Genomic DNA, 21430 nt, shown 5'->3' on the forward strand with positions numbered 1-21430 from the left:
TATAAATAAAGAAAGAAATTGTAAAAATAAATAGGTGGAATTTAGTAATGGATAGGAGTGATTTTATGCCAAATTTAATGTGTAATGTTACTACTTGTGGTCATAATAAGAATAGTCTTTGTTGTAAAGATGGTATACAAGTAGGTGGAAGTCAAGCTTTTGTAAGTGAAACTACATGTTGTGAAAGCTTTATTGAAAAAACAAAGGAATTTTTAAATAGTGCAGAAGAACCAAAGGCTGCTATGCCAGTTAATTGTGAAGCTGTAAATTGTGTATACAATGAACTAGGAATGTGCGGAGCAGAGTCAATAAGTATAGCTGGAGGCCCAGTTTCATCTGTTTCTAAGACAGAGTGCAACACCTTTGTTCCAAAATTCTAAATTATTTTAGAAGTTAATGCTACGCTAATTAAACACTTCGTTGACTAAGTAGGTTTATAGCTAATATAAAACCTAATTAAATTCTAAATGAATTATTAGTAATTGAATTAGCGTAGCTATATTCATGGTTTAATTGATATAATTATATATTTAGTGATATTGAGTACGAATATTTGACTAATAGTTTTGTAATGGTAGGACAAGCACTAACTAGATTGCTTATAGAGAAAAGGATATGGTAATTATTGAATGTAATTTTATTTGCATAAAATGAGTGAGGGTAAATATGGAAAAAAAGTTAGTAAGAAAAGAAATATTAAATATGAGAAATAATATGAGTAATGAAAAAAGAATCTTAAAGGATAAGCTTATATATAATATTTTTATAAATAGTGATTTATACAAAAAAGCTAAAGATATATTTATATATGTAAGTTTTGGTTCTGAAGTAAATACTCATGAAATTATTAAGAAAGCAATAATTGATAAGAAAAATATATATGTACCTAAAATAGATATGAAGAAAAAAGAAATGATAGCTGTAAAAATCCACAGTCTTACTGAATTAAGTGTGAACAACTATGGAATATTAGAGCCTATAAATGTGGATAAAGATAAAATAGCCAATGATTTTGATATAATTGTAATGCCAGGAGTGGCGTTTGATGAAAATGGAAATAGAATAGGTTATGGTGGTGGATACTACGATAAGTATTTAGAAAAAAATATTTTTAAAGCAAAAAAGGTAGCTTTAGCTTATGAAGAGCAGATTTTGGAAAAGATAGAAAGTGATTTTCATGATATAAAAGTTGATTTTATAATAAATACAAAAAAAATTATAAAAAAATATTGTGAATAAATTCTATATATATAATTAAGTAAGTTTCAATTGATAAAACTTTCGATTTATTTTTTTAACAAAAATGAGCTGTGCACTAATTATTTAGTGCAATAGCCCTTTTTTTATTCTATAAGAAGAAAGTATTATAAATTATTATGGTGAAATAATAAAATAAGAAAATGCTGGAGGTAAAGAAATGAAGTATGAAGTAATATTATTTGATGCAGATGAGACTTTGTTTGACTTTAAAAAGTCAGAGAGAGAAGCTTTTAGAAAAGCAATGATTGATATTGGAATAGAATATGATGAAAATTATCATTTTAAAATATATCATGAAATTAATAAAAAGATTTGGCGAGAATTTGAAGAGGGACTTATAACTCAGGAAAAGCTTAAGGTAGAAAGATTTAGAAGATTAGCAGATAAATTATCAATTAAATTAGATGAATATAAGTTAGCAGAGTTATATATTAATCATTTATCAGAAGCTTCCTTTTTATATGATGAAAGTATAAAACTATTGGAAGAACTTAAGGACAAGTATAAGTTAATAATTATTACTAATGGACTTACTAAGGTGCAAGATAAGAGAATAAGAAAATCTAAAATAGCAAAATACTTTAAGGATATAATAATTTCTGAAGAAGTTGCTATATCGAAGCCAAATGCAGAAATATTTCATCATGCTCTTGATAAAATAAATTATCATGATAAGAAAAAAGTATTAATGGTGGGGGATAGCCTTACTTCAGATATACAAGGTGGTATAAATGCAGGAATTGATACATGTTGGTATAATCCAAATGAATATATTAATAACACAAATATTAAGCCTACATATGAAATTAAATCATTATTTCAGCTTAGAGAATTATTAAAATAAAACCTAAAGGATGAGATACAGATATATTGAATCTCATCCTTTATATAATTTAAAGTTATTGAAACTCTACTTTTGTTGCATCAAATGTATTATTAAGTTTAAAATTAACGTTCTTTTTTAGCTATTTCATCAGATATTCTAGCAACAATAGTATTTAAAGCTATTGGACCTTCTTCTCCGTTCTTCCTGCTTCTTACAGCAACTTCGTTGTTAGCTTCCTCTTTTTCACCTACAACGAAGATGTAAGGAACTCTTTCAAGTCTAGCTTCTCTAATTTTATAACCAATTTTTTCAGTTCTGTAGTCAGCTTCAACTCTGATTCCATTGTTTCTTAATTCACTTACAACTTTAGCAGTGTAGTCATTGTACTTATCTGATAAAGGTAATACCTTAACTTGAACTGGAGCTAACCAAGTTGGGAACGCACCAGCATATTTTTCTATAAGCATAGCAATAGTTCTTTCATAGCAGCCAATTGATGATCTATGAATAACGAATGGTGTTTTCTTGTTACCATCTTTATCAATGTAAGACATTCCTAATCTTTCACCTAAAGCAAAGTCAATTTGAACTGTGATGATAGTATCTTCTTTACCGTGAACGTTCTTGAATTGGATATCAAGCTTTGGTCCATAGAATGCAGCTTCACCTTCAGCTTCAACATAATCTATATTTAAGTGATCTAATATGGTTCTCATTTGGTTTTGAGTAGCTTCCCAAGCTTCTGGGTTATTGATGTACTTTTCAGTGTTGCTTGGGTCCCATTTAGAGAATCTGTAAGATATATCTCCATCAATTCCTAAAGTACTCATAACATAGTTAATTAAATCAATAACTTCTTTAAATTCTGATTCTAATTGCTCAGGAGTACAGATTATATGTCCTTCAGATAATGTAAATTGTCTTACTCTTATAAGACCATGCATTTCTCCTGAAGCTTCTTTTCTAAATAGAGTAGAAGTTTCAGCATATCTGATTGGAAGGTCTCTGTAGCTGTGTTGTTCTGCATTGTATACTGTAAATTGGAATGGACAAGTCATTGGTCTTAATGCCATAACTTCAGTATCTTGTATTTCGTCACCTAAAACAAACATTCCATCTTTATAGTGATCCCAGTGTCCTGAAGCTTTAAATAAATCATTTTTAGACATGAAAGGAGTCTTAGTTAAAACATAGCCTCTTCTTTCTTCTTCATCTTCAATCCATCTTTGAAGAGTTTGGAATATCTTAGCTCCCTTAGGCATGAATAGTGGTAAACCTTGACCAACCTTTTCGTCAGTTGTGAAGATTCCAAGTTCTCTACCTAATTTGTTATGATCTCTTTTTTTAGCTTCTTCTAATGCTTCTAAGTGAGCATCTAAATCAGCTTTCTTTAAGAATGCAGTACCGTAAATTCTAGAAAGCATCTTATTCTTTTCGTCACCTTTCCAGTAAGCACCAGCACTTCTAAGTAATTTAATAGCTTTTATATTCTTTAATGACATTACGTGAGGACCAGCACAAAGATCTGTAAAATCACCTATTTTGTAGAATGATATTATTTCATCTTCAGCTAAGTCGTTGATTAATTCAACTTTGTAAGGCTCATCCTTCATAAGTTCTAAAGCTTCGTTTCTTGGAAGTTCAAATCTTTCTATAGCAGGATTTTCCTTGATTATTTTTCTCATTTCATCTTCTATTTTAACTAAGTCTTCAGCTGAAAAAGCTTTTTCAGTATCGAAGTCATAATAGAATCCATTTTCAATTGATGGTCCAATAGCTATTTTAGCTTCTGGGAATAATCTCTTAACAGCAGCAGCTAATACGTGAGAAACACTGTGTCTTACAGCATCTTTTCCTTCCTTGCTATCAAATGTGCAAATTTCAAGAGTACAGTCTTCATTTAAAATAGTTCTTAAATCTTTAACCTCTCCATTTACTTTTCCACATTGTGCATTTCTAGCTAAACCTTCACTGATTGATTTAGCAACATCTAAGATTGATGAACCTTTAGCAGCTTCTCTAACTGATCCATCTTTTAAAGTTATTTTAATCATTTTTTTTTCGTCCTTTCATTATGTATTTTTTAAAATAAAAAAAGCTCATCGTCTCTTTTCGTATAGAAAAGGGACGAGAGCATATATATTCCCGTGGTTCCACCCTTAATTGCCTAAAATAATAGGCCACTTAAGAATCATCGTAACGTGATGACAAACGGACTGGATTAGAGTCACTCCGAGTTAGTTTTCAACTAATTTCATTTAAATCTGCTTCCAGCTATTGCAGATTATCTCTGGAAATATACCTTTAGTTTACTCTTCTCATCATAGTATTTTTATATTTAAGATTATTATATGTAGCAAATTAAATTATGTCAATATTGAAAATTTGTTAAAATAAATATTGCATTAATTTACAAAAAATAGTAAAATTAAAATATCAAGCAGGTGTGGCGGAATTGGCAGACGCACTAGACTTAGGATCTAGCGCCAATCGGTGTAAGGGTTCGACTCCCTTCACCTGCACCATTTAAGCGGTAATGACTCAATTGGCAGAGTGTCACCTTCCCAAGGTGGACGTTGCGGGTTCGAGTCCCGTTTACCGCTCCATTTTTATAATTGAAAATTGATAATTTGGAATTGAATTCATAAGGGAGTTAATTTTTATTGCATAAATAATAAAAAAGTATTGGCAAAAATTAATGGATTGTAATAAAATAAACTATGTAAGAATAAAAGATATATGTATATATAATAAATTTGCGTAGTAGGAATGCGTAAGCCTAGAAATAGGTTTACGCATTTTTTTTTGAAAAAAATACTAAAAAAATAAGTAAACAAATGATATAATGAAAATGTATACAAAGGTGTTTAAGAGGAGGAATTTTATAAATGATAAATGAAGCAACATTAAAATGGCTTAATAATCCAGAGGTTTTTAGAGTTAATAGAATAGATGCTCATTCAGATCATCTTTTCTATGAAAAAAAAGAAGACTTAAAATTAGGATATAGCATGCCATTAAGACAAAGTTTAAACGGAAAATGGAAATTTAGTTATGCAGTAAATCCTCATGAAAGAATTGCTGATTTTTATAAAGAGGATTTTAATTGTGATAATTTTGATGAAATAAATGTACCAGGGCATATTCAAATGCAAGGTTATGATAAGTGTCAATATATTAATACAATGTATCCATGGGATGGACAAGAATTCTTACGTCCTCCATTTGTTTCAGAAGAGTATAATCCAGTAGGAAGCTATGTGAAGAATTTCGAAATAAAGGAAGAATTAAAGGGTAAAAGAACTTTTATTTCATTCCAAGGTGTAGAAACAGCATTTTATCTTTGGTTAAATGGTAAATTTATAGGATATAGTGAGGATACATTTACGCCATCAGAATTTGATATTACGGATTTCTTAAAGAGCGGAGAAAATAAGCTAGCGGTGGAAGTATATAAAAGAAGTAGTGCTAGTTGGTTAGAGGATCAAGATTTCTGGAGATTTTCAGGAATATTTAGAGATGTATATATTTATGCAGTACCGAAAACTCATGTAAAGGATATGTTTGTTAAGGCAAATTTAGATAGAAATTATAGTGATGGAATCTTAAGTGTAGCTCTTAAATTAGAAGGCTATGAAGAATGTACTGTAGAAGTAGCTCTTAAAGATAGGCTTGGAGAAATAGTATATAGCAGTGGAAAGGAAGACTTTAATAAAGAAATTTATTTTGATGCAATTATTGAAAACGTATATAAATGGAGTGCAGAAGATCCATATTTATATACATTATATGTAGAAGTAAGAGATAGAGAGGATAAGTTAATTGAAATAATACCTCAAAGAATTGGATTCCGTAAATTTGAATTAGTGGATAAAGTCATGAAGCTAAATGGTAAGAGAATTGTTTTCAAAGGTGTAAATAGACACGAATTTAATTATCAAAGAGGTCGTGCTATTACTAAAGAAGACATGCTATGGGATATAAAATTCATGAAACAACATAATATTAATGCTGTAAGAACATCTCATTATCCTAATCAAAGTTTATGGTATGATCTTTGTGATGAGTATGGAGTTTATTTAATTGATGAAGCAAACCTTGAAAGTCATGGTTCATGGCAAAAGATGGGAGCTTGTGATCCAGAGTGGAATATTCCAGGGAGCTTGCCAGAATGGAAAGAAGTTGTTATAGATAGAGCTGCATCTATGCTGCAAAGAGATAAAAATCACCCAGCTATATTAATATGGTCATGTGGTAATGAATCATATGCTGGAGAAAATATTTTGAAAATGACTGAGTATTTTCATGAAAATGATGATACAAGAATAGTTCATTATGAAGGCGTATTTTGGAATAGAGATTTTAATGAAATAAGTGATATGGAAAGCAGAATGTATGCAAAACCTTTAGATATTGAAGAATACTTAAATAATAATCCACAAAAACCATATATAAGCTGTGAATATATGCATGCCATGGGCAATTCATGTGGAGGAATGCACTTATATACAGAACTTGAAGAAAAGTATGAAATGTATCAAGGCGGATTTATTTGGGATTATATAGATCAATCTGTGGAAAAAGTTAATGAAGATGGGGAAAAAATCTTTGCTTATGGAGGAGATTTTGATGATAGAGCTACAGATTATTGTTTCTGTACCAATGGAATAGTATATGCTGATAGAAAGGCATCACCAAAGGCACAAGAAGTAAAATATCTTTATGCTAATGTAAAGCTTGTAGCTGATAGCAAAGGAGTAAGTATTAAAAATGATAATTTATTTATATCTACAGATGCATATGATTTTGTATGTTATGTAGAACATGAAGGAATTAAAATTTTTGAGACAACTATCAAACCTTCTGTAAAAGCAGGAGAAGAGTTATATGTGCCAATTGATTATCCTCAATTTAAAGAAGAAGGAAATTACACTTATAATATATCTATGAGATTATCAGAAGATACATTATGGGCAGAAAAAGGCTTTGAAGTTACTTTCGGACAAGCCGTAAAGGAAATAGCAAGAGAAAATAATAAAGAAGATCTTTTGAAGAATTATAAAATCCAAGTGGTTCATGGTGATGTAAATATAGGTATTAAAGGTGAAGGATTCACAGCTATGTTCTCTAAGCAAGAAGGGGGAATAATCTCTCTTTGTTATGATGGGATTGAATATATCACTAGAGTTCCTAAGACTTCTTTCTGGAGAGCAACAACTGATAATGATAGAGGAAATAGACATGATTTCAGATGTGCTACATGGCTTACAGCAGGAATGATGCAAAGACCTAGTAGTTTCCATTTAAAAGAAGAAGAGTATAAGATTATCTTAACTTATACTTATGATGTTCCAACTGTTGTGCCTACAAAGAATATCATTGAATATACAGTCACTGGTGATGGAACTATTAGAATTCAAGGAACTTACCATGGAGTAAATGGTCTTCCAGAGCTACCGGTTTACGGAATGGATTTTAAATTAAAGAAGGATTTAAATAGATTTGAATACTTTGGTTTTGGACCAGAAGAAAACTATATAGACCGTAATAAAGGAGCTAGATTAGGCTTATTTACAAGTAATGCAGTAGAAAATATGTCTAATTATCTTGTTCCACAAGAATGTGGAAATAGAACTAATACTAGATTTGTAAAGGTGGTTAATAAGGAAAATAAGGGATTATGCTTTAGTTATGAAAAAGAACCTTTTGAATTTAGCGTACTTCCTTACAGTGCATATGAGTTGGAGAATGCTCTTCATAAAGAAGAACTTCCAAGAGTTAATTATACTTGGGTGCGTATATTAGCAAAACAAATGGGTGTTGGAGGCGATGATAGTTGGGGTGCACCAGTTCATAGCAGATATTTAATACCATCAAATAAGGATATTAGTTTTACAGTAAATATTTCAAGAGCATAAATATTAATGTATATGGATGCTATAAAAAGAGGAAGTTTGAAAACTTCCTCTTTTTATAGATATATTATATAATAGCATTTTAAATAAAGTCTAATTCTAACAAGTCCAAGGCTAATTCATCTAAGGCTTCGTAGTTATATAATCTACAGCCCATTAGTTTCCAAATTATATCATCCTTTTTAAAGCCTTCCTTATATAGTTTTAAGTCCTTTAATAATCGTTTAAGAGCTCCATTATGGACTCCTAGTATAATTGATAATTCTTTAGGCCAGTAGTACTTTTTTGGTAAGATTTCGTATAGTTTTTGTTGTAATTCGAGCTTGTATTGCAAATCAATCATTTTGTTTTGATGAGGACCGCATTTTCCACGATGATGAAGAGCACAAAGATACTTATAGTTGAGCTCTATATCAAACCCACCCTCACTTCTATAAACAATATGATGCACATCAGCTTTTTCTCCACAAATACTACACTTATACAAACTGTTGCCCCCTTTATCTATATAAATTAATTATATTACGAAACATAATAACATTCAATTCAGAAATTAATTAGGATTTTTATAAGATTTTTACATTTAATTAAAAAACGGTTATAATTATAGTAGAAGTGGTAAATATAGTTTATAGTATATTATATTAATTTTTGAAAGAAAGGTGATAGATATGAAGAATAAATACGATTCTTTTAAGTATTGGGAAAGCCTTATAAGTGAAAATAAAACTATTAGAGGGCATATGTTCATGGATGAACTTCCAACAGAAAAAAGCCTATATATACACACGTTAATTTTTTCAAAATTTAATGGATTAAAAAATATATGGAGTTATTTTCCAGATGAGATGGCTCTTCTTGGATATATACAATATTCATTTTTACAAGAAGCTTTTTATATATGGATAAATGGTAGAAAAGATGTGGTTTCCTATATTCCTATAAAGCCTGTGGAAGAAATAATTAAAGATGGAGAAAGAAGAGATAGGATTACTAGAGAAGAAGCTATTGAAATGAAAAAACAAGTAGATAGAGTTAAGAAGTTATGGTCACTACCTAGAAATAAGATATTATTAGAGCTTAAGAAATTTGTTAGAGATTTTAATAAAGCATGGTATGGTGATAGCACAGAATTTTTATATTTAAAGATATTTAATACACCAGAAGAGCTTTGTGAGTTTGTAATAAACTCTAGTTATATGAGTAGTTCTGTAGAGGAGTTTGAGCGAAATACTAGCAAGAATATAGAAGACTGGAGAATAATTTGTAGTACAGCAGATAAAGATAAGATAACGGGAGAAGCTTTCAAAAAAATTCTATTGAAATATTTAACAGAAGTTATATAGTATTGTTGACAGTAAAATTCCAAAGTGCTATAATTTTATTGTAAACGATAAGCGCTATTAGCTCAGTTGGTAGAGCACCTGACTCTTAATCAGGGTGTCCCCGGTTCGAACCCGTGATGGCGCACCATAAAAACGTTGTGATTAAATTTCACAACGTTTTTATTTTTAATATAAATAATAAAATAATTAAGTGGACGAACAAATGAAGAAGGTAAGCATAAGTGCATTACTACCATTATTGATATTTTTAATATCTTATATAGGATTATCGATAATAGCTGGGGATATGTATGGTGTATAAGTTATAATACTATTACAATAGGAAAAGAGCAGCTAAATAATCTAGCTACTCTTTTTTGTAAGTAGGCAGATACTTTGAGAAGAAATTCCTTTACCTTCACCGGTAAAGCCTAAACCTTCTTCAGTTGTTGCCTTTACATTAATTTGACCAATATCTATGTTTAAAGCTTCTGATATATTTTTTCGCATATTTTCTATATGTGGAGCCATCTTTGGCTTTTGTGCAATTATAGTAGAATCTATATTTTCGATAAGCCAATCATTTTCTTTTAATAATGAGCCTACATATTTTAATAGTTCAATACTTGAAATTCCCTTATATCTATCATCACTATCAGGAAAGTGTTTTCCTATATCACCTAAAGCAGCAGCACCTAATAAAGAATCCATGATAGCATGAAGCAATACATCTGCATCTGAATGACCTAATAATCCAAGGGAATAAGGTATTTTAACTCCACCCAAAATAAGATCTCTATTTTCAACTAATTTATGGACATCATATCCCATTCCTATTCTCATTTTATCACCTCGTATAAATTATAAAACAAATATATTAATTTATAAATAGTAATGGGACTTTAATTAATAATTTGATGTTTTTCTTTTGGTAGTATTATTTAAACGTTTACTACTCTTATTATACTTAGGTAATGGTAAAATTTTAACTAATGAGAATGTTATTTTATATAAAATCATTAGAGTTTTTGATTTAATTTTTTTCTTTGTAAAAGTGAAATCAACATATATAACATTTTTTTTACCTCTTTTCATAAAACCACACCCCTCTATATTATTATCTTATGATAAGTAATCATTTTTAAAACCCTTTATGATATAATATATGTAATAAAATTTATATATGTAACAAAATATAAACAGGTAATGGGAGGTCTATATGGATAAGTTTAGAAGAATAATAGGTATCTTACTAATCATTATTGGTGTGGTAATAATTGGTGATGTTGCCTATAACAAAATTATAACACTTAACAAACAAAAAGAAATAGTAAAATTGTTTGAAAATGGTTTTTCTGAGGGTACTTCTACAGAAGAATCTACTGAGTCTAGTGAATCAGTAAATTTAGATGTGGTAAATGGATATAAGCCAATAGCAATGGTTGAAATACCAAGTATTAATTTATCACAAGCATTAGTAGAAGGAATTAGTGATGATGTATTAAAATATTTTTTAGGACATTTTCCAGATTCAGCAGCGCCTGGACAAGTAGGTAATTTTGCTATTGCAGGACATAGGGTATCTGATTATACAGATGCATTTATAAATTTATATAAAGTTTCAGCAGGGGATAAAATTATAGTTAAAACACACGATAAAAAATATACGTATGTAATAGAAGAAAACTATATTGTAAATCCAGATCAAATAGAAGTTTTAGATGCTACAGAAAATGCCACTATCACATTAATTACATGTACAGTGGGAGCAAAGCAAAGAGTTATTGTGAAGGGAACATTACAATCAACAGAAGACTTATAAAAGGTGGAAAAAATGAGTGAATATAAAAAGGGCAAATATAGCTTTTCTTTAGCTCCAGCTTTAGTATTAGTTGGCAAGGAAATAGTTGAAGAAAGAAAGAATCAGGTAGAAAAGTTTATTAGAGAATTAGAGGATTATGACGTAATATTAAGAGATCTGGCAGAGGAAGAAGTTAGCTTTGATTTGAGAAATGATCTTTTAAATATAGCAATGTATATTTCTGAAACTGCAGAAATATACAATGAGTTTTATGAAAAAAAAGAACTTCCCATTAACAAAATAAGTAAAGGTGTTCTTAAGTCAAGACAATTTTTACAAAAATGGCGAGATTATATAATAGTATATTCTTTAATATTAGGGGATTATAATTATAAATATATTGCAGATTATTTAAAGATAATTCAAAAGAAAGAAGATGTTGAAGAGAAAATAGATAATAATGTAATAAGCTTTAATAATATAGATAATTTTAATTCTAAAGATAAAGAGGATGAAAATGATGAATATTCTAATGAAGAGTCAGAAGAGCCATCATTGTTAGAAGATAATTCAGAAAAGGTAAAAGGTGTTATTTTATATAAAAGAAAAGAAAAGGCAATTATCCTTACATCTAGTGGAGAATTCATTAAATCAAAAATAGATAACGAAAATATAGGTGAGGAAGTAAGCGTAAATATAAAAAAGAAGTTTAAAAATATAAAGTTTTATATAGTTATCTTAATATTATTTACAATATGTGGATTATCTATAGGGACATATAAATATTTTAAGGGAGTGACCACTATCATATTTGAAGCTGATGAGCAGATAACATTAGAAGTCAATGTTTTTAACAGGGTAGTTAGAAGTAAATCTAATGTAAGCAATGTAAGAAGCATATTAGAAAAAGTAGAAGTGCAGGATAGAGATGTGGATACTGCTATTTATAAGTTAATAAAGTATTGTAATGAAGAGGAACAGATAAGCAAAGGACAGGTATTGATTACTGTAACAGGAAATGCCATTAAACATGGAGTTTTAAGTGATACAAGCCAGTATATCTCAGAAGAAGGAATTAATGTGAAGTTTAATAATGCAGGGTATGAGTCAAACTTAAAATAATAGCAACTAATGATGATTTTACAATTAAACTAAAGGAAGGTTCATATGAAATCAAATAAAAAGAAAGATCCAATAATAGTACATAATGATAGAGGAGAGAGCATAAGGCTTAATAAATATATAAGTGAATCAGGATTTTGCTCAAGAAGAGAAGCTGATAAGTTTATAGAAAGTGGCAAAGTTACTGTTGATGGAGTGAAAGCAGTTATGGGAACTAAGGTACAAAAGGGCCAAAAAGTAAAGGTAAATGGTAAGCTTATAAGCAAAGTTGAGGAAATGATTTATATAGTATTAAATAAGCCGGTAGGAATAACATGTACTACAGAGCATAAGGTACGCGGAAATATTGTTGATTTTGTTAATCATGAAAAAAGAATATTTCCTGTAGGTAGATTGGATAAGGACTCTGAAGGATTAATTATATTAACTAATGATGGGGATATAGTCAATAAAATATTAAGAGCTGGAAATAACCATGAAAAAGAATATATAGTTAAGGTAGATAAACCTATTAATGATGAGTTTGTTAAAAAGATGAGAAACGGTGTAAAAATATTAGGTCAAGTAACTAAAAAGTGCTATGTGAAAAAAGAAGGTCCTAATACATTTAGAATAATACTTACACAAGGCTTAAACAGACAAATAAGAAGAATGTGTGAAGTACTTGGATATAATGTTACTAAGCTTAAAAGAATTAGAATAATGAATATAAATCTTGGCGAACTTAAAAAAGGTCAATGGAGGGATCTTACAGTAAGAGAGCTTAAAGGTCTTAATAATCTTATTGTAGATTCAGGAAAAACTAAAGAAGTAGACGAAGAGTAAAAGGATTGAGCAGAAGCTCAGTCCTTTTATTTAGTAAGAACATTAAGAAAGTTAAGAATTAAGATAGTGTGTAAATAACTATAACTTTGAGCGAAACGTGTTATAAATTTTTAGCATACAGCAGAGAAGGAAAGATAGAAATTATTAATAAAGTTTAGTAATTACCAGAGACTTTCTAATATATGAATTTATCCACCGAAAATTATAAAATGTGGATAATTCTGTGGATAATTTTACTGATAAATATAAGTAAATTAAAGAAAGTTTTAAATAGTAAAATCATTGTTTATATATATAAAATTGGAAGTTACGCACATAATCCACAGATGCTTGTGGATAAGTTGTGATAAACTTGTTGATATATATGTTAATAATTATTTGGAGATTTGTAGATAATAATAAAAAAGATTAGAAAAGTATCGAAAGATAAGGGGTGAAAGTTACATGAAATGTCTAAAAAAGGCTATTTTACTGACTTGTGGAGTTTTATTTTTATTAACAAGTTATCCACAGGGGGTGTTGATAGATTGTGTATTAAATAATTATGCAGAAAAGTATAAAGTTGTGGATAAAAAGTATAAGAGTGAAAATGATTATCTTATTATTGATGTAATTATTCCAGTAATAGAAAACATTGATAGTAACCCTAATATAGATAAACTAAATAATAATATTATAAAGTGGACAGAAGATTGGATAAATGATGTGAAAAAGATTTCTGATGAATACTTTAAGGGATTAGTACCTCCACCAATCGGTCCATATCAACTTTATAGTCGATATAAGGTTACTAATAGTCAGAATATAACTAGCTTTTATATAGATTATTATCAGTTTACAGGAGGGGCTCATGGAATAACAACTAGGCTTTCGTATAATGTGGATAACATAACTGGTAAAGAACTTAAATTAAGCGATTTGTTTAAAGGTGGATATGAGTATAAGAATGTAATTAATTTAGAAATTGCTAATGCTATACAATTTGATAAGGATAAGTACTTTACTGGGAAGGATGGCTTTAAAGGTATTAGTGAAAAGCAAGGATTCTATGTAAGTTCAGGCAACGTTGTAATATACTTTAATGTTTATGAAATTGCACCTTATGTTACAGGAATTCCTGAATTTTATATACCATTTGAAAAATTTGATCAAAAAGAACTTAAATATGAATTACAACCATATAATATAAAAAATATATGAATAGAGTGTACTAATTTTAAGTTTTAATAAAAATTATTTATGAAAAATAAAAAATTATCTTATCCTATAATTAATGAACTATAGGAATAAGATAATTTTTTTATTTTTTAATTATTTTTTTTAGTAAATTTAAGCCCTGATAATATAGCTAATATTGCAACAAATAAACCTGTACATATAGCTATAAATTTAGGAATAAATGATTTCTTTGAATTTATAGTAGATGAAGATTCAATACTGGAAGGTATAACAGTATCATTAACAGATTTATCTATATTTGATGAAGTTGTAGCATTAGCTGAAGAGGTAATACTTTCAGGTGTATTTGTATCAACATCATTTTTAATTTCATTTATATTCTTATTGAGTTCATTAGTAGTATTAGTATTTATAGTATTATTTGCATATGTAATATTTGAACTTTTACTACTAGAAGTATTAATAACAGTAGATGTATATTTGTTATTAGAAGTATTAGAACTAATATTGTTATTTGTATTATCATTTCCATTAGTGTTGCTGCTACTATTATTACTATTGATATTGCTGTTAGTATTACTATTACTATTATTACCGTTGATATTGCTATTAGTATTACTATTATTACTATTGATATTGCTGTTAGTATTACTATTATTACCGTTGATATTGCTGTTAGTATTACTATTATTACCGTTGATATTGTTGTTAGTATTACTATTATTACTATTGATACTGCTATTAGTATTACTATTATTACCGTTGTTGTTAGATTTTATGTATATTTCTTGAGATATAGAAGAGCCATCATCTAATCTAATGTTAATTTTATAATTATTAGAATTAGAACTTATATAAGATAAAGTTTCAATAGGAATAAATAGTTTATTATTTTCAATATACACACTATGTTTAGAATTTCTATAAGTATATCCAGTTCTTAAATAAGAATTATTATCTCTATAAATAACATCTAAAATTTTATTATTAATAGTAATAGAAGTAATTTTAGAACCTTCAGGAATTAAATTAGGAATTTCTATTTCTCCATTAGTATTTGCATTAACATTTATCATTGGTTTAGTAGTTATATTTGTAGAATTAATAACAATTAAATCTGAATATCCAGATAAAGTAACACCATTTGAAAAAGTAAATACAATTTGATGAGTATTTACATCTAGGTTTAATGATTTTAATACATCAGCAGATATAATTATTGAATTATCAGTTGTAGAGAATTTTGATGAATTTAAAATTTTATTACCTATTGTAATATTTTTAAGTTTAGTTCCATCAAAGTTAACATGAGTTATTTCAATTCCCATTGGATTAGATAAATCAAACTCAAAATTTTGAGTTATCATGTTTGGCTGTCTAATAGTATCATCAGTATATTCATCTTTATTCCCTGGATTAAGGATATCATTATCTACTATTTGAATTGCTGCAACACCTGAAACATATGTGCCGTTAGAGAATATAGCAGATGTATAATAAGTACTATTTTTTAAATATAAATCAAAAATAACTTCTTTAGGGATAGTTATGGAGTTTTCAGTTATTTTTAATTTATTTATATCTATTTTTCTTCCATATATATAAAATTCAGTTAAAGTTAATCCTTTAAAGTCTACATTTTTTATAACAACATCAGTAGCATTATCTCTATTGAATACTATAGTTTGTTTTTCTACTTCTGGTTGTATGATTTCAACTTTATCATCAGATGTTGGTGGTTTAGCAATACTATCATTTCCTGAGTTATTATCAGGATTAGGAGTTTCATTATTATTATTATTATTATTGTTGTTGTTGTTGTTGTTGTTGTTGTCAGGATTGCTGTTAGGTGGTGGAGTAATTGCTCCAATGTTTTCATTAACTTGTGGAGGCTTAACATTAGCAACATTATCAGAATCAGTTATAGTAATAGATACATAATTTGATATAATTGCTCCATTAGAGAAATGGAAAGCTAAATAGTAAGTACCATTTTTAAATCCTAAATCAAAAATAGCTTCTTTAGATATTACTATAGAATTATCAACAACTTTTACTTTGTTTACGTCCATTTTAGCGCCATACATATATATATCAGTTATAGTTAATCCATTTAAGTCTACATTTTGTATAACCAAATCTTTAGCATCATCTCTATTGAAAACAAAATTCTCTCTGTTTATTGTAGGAATATGAGTGTTTTCAGTATCTCCATTAGGTTTATTATTATCGCTACTACCTTGATCAGGATTAGTTTCAGTATCATTTTTATTATCATCTGGATTATTAGGTGTATCTGTATTATCATTATCATCAGGCTTTTGCTCTGGTTTATTTGTTATATCATCTTTACCACTTGAATCTTCTTCAGGTTTAGAAGAACCACTATCAGAATCAGTGTTAGGTGGTATAGATGGATCATTTATTATATTAATAAAGATATATCCTGATGCATAAGAGCCATCTGTAAAATTTATTGATGTATTATAAAGTCTATTAGGAGTAAATTTTAATGCTAATATTTCTTCTTTAGGGATAGTAATAGAATTTTGAGTTATTCTTAATTTACTTGGATCTATTCTTTTAGCATAAACCATTAACTCAGATACTGTTAAACCTGATAAATCTATATTATCGATAACTAAGTCAGTAGGATGAGCCATATTAAATGTAATAGTTTTTTTAGTCAATCCAGGGATTTTTTTTGCATTTATTGAATTTTTATAATTTTCATAAGAGAAAGTATCAATTGATTGAGCAGATACAACTTGTGCACCTATAGTGCAGCTAACTAATCCCCCAGATAAAAAAACAGCTAATAATTTGTTTTTATTTTTTTTACTCAGTGTATTACGAGCATTTTGTTTTTGCAATATTTCTTTTGTATTCATAAGTAGCTCCTTTATTTAATTTATTGATTAAAGTGATTTTTTCTTTAGTTAAAGCCAATAAGCATTATGAAATAAATATCGAATAAAGTTTAATATAACTTAAATAGGCATGGTAATATTCTATAAATATATAAGAATTTAATCTGTACTGTTAATTGTATTGACCAATAATATTTAATTTTTGCAATAACAGAGTAGTTCACATAAAAGAATGAAATGATATTATAATTTCACAATTGATAAAAAGACCTCATATAATGAAATATAGCATTACATGGAGTTGAAGTGTGTGATATACGCGCTAATTTTAGCAGGGGGAAAAGGCACTAGGTTATATCCTTTATCAAGAATGAATAAACCGAAGCAATTTTTAAAAGTTATAAATAACAAAAGTTTTTTAGAAAATACAGTTGAAAGAATTACTCCCTTAATTAATAAGGATAATATCTATGTGGTAACTAATACTGATTATTTAGATAAAATAAAAAAAGAGTTATCATATATTAATTCTGACAATATATTCACAGAACCTTCAAATAAGGAAACTGCTACATGCATTGGGTTATCAGCAGTGAAATTATTGAAAAAGGATAATAATGCAGTAATGGTGGTGTTACCTTCTGATCATCATATAAAGGGTGAAAAGGAGTATACAGACACTTTATTAGAGGCTATTGAATTGGCCAATAGACGTAGGGGAATAGTAACTATAGGAATTACACCTACAAGACCTGAAACAGGATATGGTTATATAGAAATGGGGGACAGGCTCCAGTCATCAGATGGTGCTTATAAAATATCTAGATTTACAGAAAAACCTAATATTGAAGTAGCTAAGGATTTCTTGCTTAAGGAAACTTATCTTTGGAATTCAGGCATATTTGTTTTTAGAGCTGATGTTATCTTAAGGGAAATGGAAAAATATCTACCTAAGATATATAAATCATTAATGGAAATATATACACACATAGGAGAAGATGACGAAGAAGAGGTCATTAAGGAACAATATAATTTAATTGATGGAATATCTATTGATTTTGGAATTATGCAAAAAACAAGAAAAGCATATGTCATTAAAGGCAATTTTTATTGGGATGATATCGGTACTTTTAATGCCTTAAGTAGATATTTAAATAAGTGTAGTGGAAATGAAATAAGTAAAAATGTATATGTACAGGAATGTGAAAATTGCTCTATCTTTGGTGATAAAAATTTAATCATAGGTTTTGGCGTCAAGGATTTAGTGATAGTTGATGCTGGTGATGTTATTTTGGTAATGGATAAAAACAAGGATCAAGAAATTAAACATCTATTAAATGATTTAAATGAAAATGTTGATTACGGAAGCTATATTTAGCTTCCGTTTTTTATTGTAATACAAAAGTTAAATTAACATAACATAAATTATAATATTATATTTTTACTTTTATTTTATGATAGAATTAATACTATAAAAAATGTAGTAGATAGGAGACAATTATAATGTCAAAGCTTACATTACAAGAGTTAGAATCAACACTTTGGCAATGTGCTGATATTCTTAGAGGAGAATTAACTGGTGCAGAGTACAAAGATTATATATTTGGAATGTTATTTTTAAAGAGATTAAATGATGAATTTGATGAAGAAAGAGAAGCTAGAAAAAAAGAGTTCCTAGAAGATGGTCTTGAAGAAGATGAAATAGAAGAACTTTTAGAAGATGCTAGTATTTATGAAACTTTCTTTGTTCCAGAACAAGCAAGATGGTCAAAGCTTAAAGATTTAACTTTAAATATAGGACCTGAATTAGATAAGGCATTTAAAGCAATTGAAGATGAGCCTAAAAATTCAGAGCTTGTTGGTGTTTTAAGTACAACTAACTATAATGATAAAGAAAAAGTTCCAGATAAGAAATTATCTCAACTTTTAATATTATTTAATAGCATTAATTTAGCTAATTCAAATTTAGAATCAGAAGATATGCTTGGAGATGCTTATCAGTATTTAATTAAACAATTTGCAGACCAAGGTGGTAAGAAAGGTGGAGAATTCTATACTCCTACAGAAGTAGTTAAGATTCTTACTAATATCTTAAAGCCTCAAGAAGGGGATAGAATTTATGACCCAACTTGTGGTTCTGGTGGTATGCTTATTCAAAGTATAGAGTACGTTAAAAAGCATGGTGGAAATCCTAAGAATTTAAGTCTTTTTGGTCAAGAAATAAATCTTTCTACATGGGCAATATGTAAGATGAATATGTTATTCCATGGAGCAAGAGGAGCAGATATTCAAAAGGGTGATACTATAAGAGAACCTAAGCATACAGAAGGTGGAGCATTAAAGGTATTCGATAAGGTACTTGCTAATCCACCATTTTCTTTAAAGAACTGGGGAGTAGAAGAAGCAGAACATGATGCTTTCCATAGATTTAGTTATGGAATTCCACCAAAGTCTTATGGAGATTTAGCTTTTGTTGAGCATATGTTATCTAGTTTAAATATGAAAGGTAAAATGGCATCAGTTGTTCCTCATGGGGTTTTATTTAGAGGTTCTGCTGAAGGTAAGATAAGAAAAGGTTTTATTAATGATGATTTAATAGAAGCTGTAATTGGAGTTCCATCAAATATTTTCTATGGAACAGGTATACCTGCTGCTATATTAGTTCTTAACAAGGCTAAGTCAGAAGAAAGAAAAGGTAAGATTTTATTTATTGATGGTAGCAATGATTTTGTTAAAGATGGAAATAAGAATAAGCTTAGAGATGAGGATATAGAAAAAATAGTATCCACATTTGATGCTTTTGAAGATGTGGAAAAGTATGCAACTGTTGTGGATATTGAAACTATTAAAGAAAATGACTGTAATTTAAATATTAGTAGATATGTTGATACTACTGAAGAAGAAGAGCAAGTTGATATTCAAAAAGTTTTAGGAGAAATAGCTGAACTTGAAAAGAGAGAAGTTGAAACTAAAGAAAAGCTTAATGGATATTTAAAAGAACTTGGCTTTGATGTACTGTAGGGTGGTGATTTGGTGAATAAAATTAGAGAAGGATATAAGATGACTGAGTTGGGTGAGATACCTAGTGAATGGGAAATAAGTAAAATTGGAGAATTAACAGAGATAAAAACAGGAGGTACACCATCAACTAAATGTGAAAAGTATTGGAAAGATGGAGATATACCTTGGATGGCATCTGGAGATGTAAATAAAAAGATAATTAATGAAGTAGATGGTAGAATAACAAAGAGTGGAATGGAAAATTCAGCAGCAAAATTATTGCCTAAAGATACAGTAATGATAGCTCTAAATGGGCAGGGAAAAACTAAAGGAACAGTAGCATACTTGAATATTGAACTTACTTGTAATCAGTCGTTAGCGGGTTTTTTACCTAGTTATAATGTATTTAATTCAAAATATTTGTATTATAACTTACAAAGTAGATATTTTGAGATAAGAGGATTAGCTGGTGATGGTGCAAGGAATGGTTTGAATTTAGGATTATTAAGAGAGATATTAATACCTATACCATCAATAAAGGAACAAGAAAAAATAGCTTCAATTCTTTCAACTGTAGATGAGCAAATTGATAATGTTGATGCTCTTATTGAAAAAAATAAAGAATTAAAGAAAGGGTTAATGCAAACTTTATTGACTAAGGGAATTGGACATACAAAGTTTAAAAAGACTGAGATTGGAGAAATTCCTGAGGAGTGGGATGTTAAAAAATTAGAGTGTGTTTTTGAGATTTTAGATAGTATGAGAAAACCTATAAAAGCAAGTGATAGAGAGAAAATTGAAGGTAATATTCCGTATTATGGTGCTTCAGGAGTAATAGATTGGATTAATGATTATATTTTTGATGAAGAACTAATATTACTAGGGGAAGATGGTGAAAATCTTAATTCGAGAAATAGTGATTTGGCATTTAAAATATCTGGAAAAACATGGGTAAATAATCATGCTCATGTATTTAGAGTAATCAATAAAAAGGAATGTAATATTGACTTTATGGTTTACTACTTAGAAGCTAAGGATTATTCAATTTATATTGCTGGTTCTGCACAACCTAAAATAACTCAAGCACAGTGTAGAAAATTTTTATTACCATTACCAGAAAAACAAGAACAAGATAAAATTGCATCAATATTACTAGAGAGTGATAAAAAAATAGAAGAATATGAAAATAAGAAACAAAAATTAGAAGAACTTAAAAAGGGTTTAATGCAAGAATTATTAACAGGAATGATAAGAGTTACAGTATAAAAGAAATTTATAAATATATAAGACAACATAAAGAGAGGATA

The 21430-nt window shown here is 28.6% G+C and carries 17 protein-coding genes, 3 tRNA genes and 1 other annotated feature; of the genes, 15 read left to right on the forward strand and 5 right to left on the reverse strand.

What is annotated here, in order from left to right:
• Nucleotides 1–47 precede the first annotated feature (47 nt).
• The 3 genes from BHW04_RS03535 (at nt 48) to BHW04_RS03545 (ending at nt 2104) form a co-directional block, all read left to right on the forward strand.
• Nucleotides 48–380 carry a DUF1540 domain-containing protein gene (locus BHW04_RS03535; RefSeq protein ID WP_302630704.1) on the forward strand — a complete coding sequence of 111 codons (333 nt, stop codon included), beginning with the start codon at nt 48–50 and terminating at the stop codon, nt 378–380.
• Between the two features lie 286 nt (nt 381–666).
• Nucleotides 667–1239 (forward strand): 5-formyltetrahydrofolate cyclo-ligase, encoded by a 573-nt coding sequence (locus tag BHW04_RS03540; protein ID WP_302698901.1) that lies wholly within the window; start codon nt 667–669, stop codon nt 1237–1239.
• Nucleotides 1240–1417: 178 nt separating this feature from the next.
• A complete protein-coding gene (locus tag BHW04_RS03545) occupies nt 1418–2104 on the forward strand; it encodes a YjjG family noncanonical pyrimidine nucleotidase (RefSeq protein WP_302630702.1) in 687 nt (228 codons plus the stop codon).
• Between the two features lie 104 nt (nt 2105–2208).
• On the opposite strand, the gene thrS is transcribed toward BHW04_RS03545, so the two are convergent.
• On the reverse strand, nt 2209–4140 hold the full coding sequence (gene thrS, locus BHW04_RS03550) for a threonine--tRNA ligase (RefSeq protein WP_186835013.1): 1932 nt from the start codon (nt 4138–4140) through the stop codon (nt 2209–2211).
• A gap of 66 nt (nt 4141–4206) precedes the next feature.
• Nucleotides 4207–4420, reverse strand: a binding site (T-box leader).
• Nucleotides 4421–4526: 106 nt separating this feature from the next.
• Here thrS and BHW04_RS03555 point away from each other — a divergent pair.
• The 3 genes from BHW04_RS03555 (at nt 4527) to BHW04_RS03565 (ending at nt 8004) form a co-directional block, all read left to right on the forward strand.
• Nucleotides 4527–4611: transfer RNA gene (locus BHW04_RS03555), tRNA-Leu, on the forward strand.
• 5 nt (nt 4612–4616) lie between these two features.
• Nucleotides 4617–4692, forward strand: a tRNA-Gly gene (locus tag BHW04_RS03560).
• Nucleotides 4693–4974: 282 nt separating this feature from the next.
• Nucleotides 4975–8004, forward strand: coding sequence for a glycoside hydrolase family 2 TIM barrel-domain containing protein (locus tag BHW04_RS03565; protein WP_302698904.1), 3030 nt, complete (start codon nt 4975–4977; stop codon nt 8002–8004).
• Between the two features lie 79 nt (nt 8005–8083).
• Here BHW04_RS03565 and BHW04_RS03570 read toward each other — a convergent pair whose 3' ends face one another.
• Nucleotides 8084–8488, reverse strand: a complete 405-nt coding sequence (locus BHW04_RS03570) for an HNH endonuclease signature motif containing protein (RefSeq protein WP_186834987.1) — start codon at nt 8486–8488, stop codon at nt 8084–8086.
• 184 nt (nt 8489–8672) lie between these two features.
• On the opposite strand from BHW04_RS03570, the gene BHW04_RS03575 reads away from it, so the two are divergent.
• Both BHW04_RS03575 and BHW04_RS03580 read left to right on the forward strand, forming a co-directional pair.
• Nucleotides 8673–9347 (forward strand): hypothetical protein, encoded by a 675-nt coding sequence (locus BHW04_RS03575; protein ID WP_022212052.1) that lies wholly within the window; start codon nt 8673–8675, stop codon nt 9345–9347.
• A 51-nt stretch (nt 9348–9398) separates the two neighbouring features.
• A tRNA-Lys gene (locus BHW04_RS03580) sits at nt 9399–9474 on the forward strand.
• Nucleotides 9475–9689: 215 nt separating this feature from the next.
• On the opposite strand, the gene ispF is transcribed toward BHW04_RS03580, so the two are convergent.
• Both ispF and BHW04_RS03590 read right to left on the reverse strand, forming a co-directional pair.
• The gene (ispF, locus tag BHW04_RS03585; RefSeq protein WP_022212053.1) at nt 9690–10169 is read right to left on the reverse strand and encodes a 2-C-methyl-D-erythritol 2,4-cyclodiphosphate synthase; all 480 of its coding nucleotides are present in this window, start codon (nt 10167–10169) and stop codon (nt 9690–9692) included.
• Nucleotides 10170–10232: 63 nt separating this feature from the next.
• Nucleotides 10233–10421 (reverse strand): hypothetical protein, encoded by a 189-nt coding sequence (locus BHW04_RS03590; RefSeq protein WP_302623280.1) that lies wholly within the window; start codon nt 10419–10421, stop codon nt 10233–10235.
• Nucleotides 10422–10545: 124 nt separating this feature from the next.
• Here BHW04_RS03590 and BHW04_RS03595 point away from each other — a divergent pair, with 124 nt between their 5' ends.
• The 4 genes from BHW04_RS03595 to BHW04_RS03610 all read left to right on the forward strand — a co-directional run bounded on the left by BHW04_RS03595 (nt 10546) and on the right by BHW04_RS03610 (nt 14274).
• Nucleotides 10546–11148, forward strand: coding sequence for a class D sortase (locus BHW04_RS03595; protein ID WP_302698906.1), 603 nt, complete (start codon nt 10546–10548; stop codon nt 11146–11148).
• Between the two features lie 12 nt (nt 11149–11160).
• Nucleotides 11161–12249, forward strand: a complete 1089-nt coding sequence (locus tag BHW04_RS03600) for an anti-sigma factor domain-containing protein (protein ID WP_022212056.1) — start codon at nt 11161–11163, stop codon at nt 12247–12249.
• Between the two features lie 45 nt (nt 12250–12294).
• Entirely contained in the window at nt 12295–13074 is a 780-nt protein-coding gene (gene rluF, locus BHW04_RS03605; protein ID WP_022212057.1) for a 23S rRNA pseudouridine(2604) synthase RluF, read from the forward strand.
• A gap of 444 nt (nt 13075–13518) precedes the next feature.
• Nucleotides 13519–14274: a DUF3298 and DUF4163 domain-containing protein gene (locus BHW04_RS03610; protein WP_022212058.1), complete on the forward strand. Its 756-nt coding sequence runs from the start codon at nt 13519–13521 to the stop codon at nt 14272–14274.
• Between the two features lie 107 nt (nt 14275–14381).
• Here BHW04_RS03610 and BHW04_RS03615 read toward each other — a convergent pair whose 3' ends face one another.
• Nucleotides 14382–17144 (reverse strand): hypothetical protein, encoded by a 2763-nt coding sequence (locus BHW04_RS03615; RefSeq protein ID WP_302698908.1) that lies wholly within the window; start codon nt 17142–17144, stop codon nt 14382–14384.
• Between the two features lie 289 nt (nt 17145–17433).
• Between BHW04_RS03615 and BHW04_RS03620 the strand changes: the two genes are divergently transcribed.
• From BHW04_RS03620 to BHW04_RS03630, 3 genes are all read left to right on the forward strand, one after another.
• Nucleotides 17434–18501 carry a mannose-1-phosphate guanylyltransferase gene (locus BHW04_RS03620; protein ID WP_302698910.1) on the forward strand — a complete coding sequence of 356 codons (1068 nt, stop codon included), beginning with the start codon at nt 17434–17436 and terminating at the stop codon, nt 18499–18501.
• Between the two features lie 125 nt (nt 18502–18626).
• The gene (locus tag BHW04_RS03625) at nt 18627–20144 is read left to right on the forward strand and encodes a type I restriction-modification system subunit M (protein WP_302630834.1); all 1518 of its coding nucleotides are present in this window, start codon (nt 18627–18629) and stop codon (nt 20142–20144) included.
• Nucleotides 20145–20156: 12 nt separating this feature from the next.
• Nucleotides 20157–21389 carry a restriction endonuclease subunit S gene (locus BHW04_RS03630; protein WP_302630833.1) on the forward strand — a complete coding sequence of 411 codons (1233 nt, stop codon included), beginning with the start codon at nt 20157–20159 and terminating at the stop codon, nt 21387–21389.
• The last annotated feature ends 41 nt before the right edge of the window (nt 21390–21430 follow it).

It is taken from the genome of Clostridium sp. 29_15 (assembly GCF_001916075.1).
Taxonomy (GTDB): Bacteria; Bacillota; Clostridia; order Clostridiales; family Clostridiaceae; genus Clostridium; species Clostridium lentum.